At 54.8% G+C, this 2360-nt stretch carries 3 protein-coding genes and 1 pseudogene; 2 read left to right on the top strand and 2 right to left on the bottom strand.

The genetic code is table 11. The features are described from left to right. A pseudogene (locus HT737_RS31835) lies at positions 1-137 on the bottom strand (GTP cyclohydrolase I FolE2); the annotation flags it as partial. Between the two features lie 84 nt (positions 138-221). On the opposite strand from HT737_RS31835, the gene HT737_RS15350 reads away from it, so the two are divergent. Continuing rightward, positions 222-1424 carry an N-acetylmuramoyl-L-alanine amidase gene (locus HT737_RS15350; protein WP_182403124.1) on the top strand — a complete coding sequence of 401 codons (1203 nt, stop codon included), beginning with the start codon at positions 222-224 and terminating at the stop codon, positions 1422-1424. Here HT737_RS15350 and HT737_RS15345 read toward each other — a convergent pair. Beyond that, positions 1421-1798 carry a glutamine synthetase gene (locus HT737_RS15345; protein WP_182403126.1) on the bottom strand — a complete coding sequence of 126 codons (378 nt, stop codon included), beginning with the start codon at positions 1796-1798 and terminating at the stop codon, positions 1421-1423. The genes HT737_RS15350 and HT737_RS15345 overlap by 4 nt on opposite strands. A gap of 233 nt (positions 1799-2031) precedes the next feature. Between HT737_RS15345 and HT737_RS15340 the strand changes: the two genes are divergently transcribed. Next, a partial coding sequence (locus HT737_RS15340; protein ID WP_308809988.1) for a GTP-binding protein occupies positions 2032-2360 on the top strand: 329 nt, incomplete at its 3' end.

Here is a 2360-nt window from a genome sequence, read left to right as displayed (position 1 = left end):
CCTGCATCTGCCTTAGCGCTCAGACGCTGGCCATCCAATAAAACCGGCAAGGCAATGCCGCGCATTCCCACCCACTCAAGCGGTAATGCTTGTCGAGAGGCTTGAGTGGCGATATCCGGAAGTGTCAGCGAATTCATGTTCGGAACCATCGTTTTGAATGAATTGGATGTTACATTATAACAATTCAAACCACGATGCTTTTTTCATGAACGGGTTTTCATATGCACAGACGCCACTTGCTCAGTTTGTTTTTGGCCAGCGCAGCCTTGGCTCTGCCCTTCAGTGTCTCGGCAACTCAAGTGCGAAATGCGCGGCTCTGGCGTTCGGGTGAAAAGCTGCGACTGGTCTTCGATTTAAGCGGCCCGGTGCGCTACAAAACGTTCACGTTGAGCGCGCCAGAGCGCTTGATCATTGACCTGTCCGGGGCGAGTCTGAGTGGTGATTTCAGTCAATTGCCGTTAGCAGATACGGCCATTCGCTCGATCCGCGCCGGGCATTTTGGTCAAGGCGATACCCGGATCGTTCTCGATCTGAACACTACCGTTGTATTGAACAGCTTTGTTTTGGCACCGCAGGATGGTCAAGGACACCGTTTGGTGCTCGACCTGGTGAACGCCGATAAAGTCTTGAGCAGCGCAGTGGTTCCACGTGAAACATCCACGAATAACCATCACCTTAAACGCGACATCATTGTCGTGGTTGATCCCGGACACGGTGGTAAAGACCCTGGCGCCGTCGGCGCCAAAGGTGAGCGGGAAAAGGACGTGGTGCTGTCCATCGCCCAATTGCTCGCCAAACGTCTTAAAAAGGAGAAGGGCTTCGACGTGAAGTTGGTGCGCAATGACGATTTTTTCGTGCCCCTTCGCAAGCGTGTAGACATTGCCCGTCAGCACAAGGCCGACATGTTTATCTCCGTGCACGCCGATGCAGCGCCGCGACTGACGGCGTCGGGAGCTTCGGTGTATTGCCTGTCAGAAGGGGGTGCGACGTCAGCGACTGCACGCTTCATGGCACAGCGCGAGAACGGCGCAGATCTGCTTGGCGCGACCAGTCTGCTCAATCTCAAGGACAAGGATCCGATGCTCGCCGGCGTGATCCTCGACATGTCAATGAACGCGACCATCGCCGCCAGTCTGCAACTCGGCAGCAGCATATTGGGCAGTCTGCAAGGCATCACTACATTACATCAAAAGCGCGTGGAACAGGCGGGATTTGCGGTGCTGAAGTCGCCGGATGTGCCGTCGATCCTGGTAGAAACCGGCTTTATTTCCAACGCGCGTGACAGCCAGCGCCTGGTGACAACTCGACATCAACAGGCTATCGCTAACGGGTTGTTTGAAGGATTGCAGCGCTATTTCCAGCAGAACCCGCCAATCGACAGCTACATCGCCTGGCAGCAGGCGCAGCAAAAGGTGCAGGTTTAGCAGCCGGTGATCCGGCTGCAGGTGAACTTCGCGCTGCTGCCGCCTGAGCTGGAGAAGCGATTGATCGTCGTCCAGCCAACGCGACGGGTGTAGCCGACCCAGGCTTCGCCGTCAGAGGCGATGCCGGTGAAGAACGTCAGTTGGCCGAACCGACTGTTGGTCTGCGCCCAGTAGCGTTTGCCGTCCTTTTCAAAGCCGCGCAGGTAAATCGTGCGGCCCACCGTATTCACGCTGTAGGCGTTGCCTTGCGCATCGACACATGCCAGCAGGTTAGCGCTGTGTGTGCACTTGGCGAGCATCGGCGCTTGTCCCCATGCGTTGGCACCCGACAGCAATGCCAGACTCATTAGCGAGCATTTCAGGACATTTTTCATCACGGTTCCCGACGGGCAGATGGCATGCAGCTTCATGCTCTTTATCGGTTTGGGCAAGAGCAGGTCTGGCTAATTCATATTGTTATACTATAACATCAATTTTATTGAGCCTGAGCCCGCCGATTTAAAGCGTCAGCTTCTGCCGTCACGCTGTCTTGAAGCTCTAGAACGAGGCGTGTTACGCCAAATACGGCATAAACGCCCATCGGCCACCATCTGATGAGGATTATCCAATGTCATCTCCGCTTCCCGTGACCGTTCTTTCGGGCTTTCTCGGCGCTGGAAAAAGTACGGTTTTGAATTACGTACTACGTAATCGAGAAGGTTTGCGCGTTGCAGTCATCGTTAACGATATGAGCGAAATCAACATTGATGGCAGCGAAGTCCAGCGCGATGTCCGCCTGAACCGTGCTGAAGAAAAACTGGTAGAGATGAGCAATGGTTGTATCTGCTGTACGTTACGCGAGGACTTGTTGGAAGAGGTCAGCAAACTTGCTCGCGAAGGCCGTTTCGATTATCTGCTCATCGAATCCACCGGTATTTCCGAGCCGCTGCCGGTCGC

It is taken from the genome of Pseudomonas sp. MD195_PC81_125 (assembly GCF_014060985.1).
Classification (GTDB): Bacteria; Pseudomonadota; Gammaproteobacteria; order Pseudomonadales; family Pseudomonadaceae; genus Aquipseudomonas; species Aquipseudomonas parakoreensis.
This window is presented reverse-complemented; position numbering and strand designations above follow the sequence as displayed.

Excerpts from the sequence above, each read along its gene's own strand:
- HT737_RS15350 (WP_182403124.1), top strand. The coding sequence starts at position 222 with ATGCACAGACGCCACTTGCTCAGTTTGTTTTTGGCCAGCGCAGCCTTG.
- HT737_RS15345 (WP_182403126.1), bottom strand. The coding sequence starts at position 1,798 with ATGAAAAATGTCCTGAAATGCTCGCTAATGAGTCTGGCATTGCTGTCG.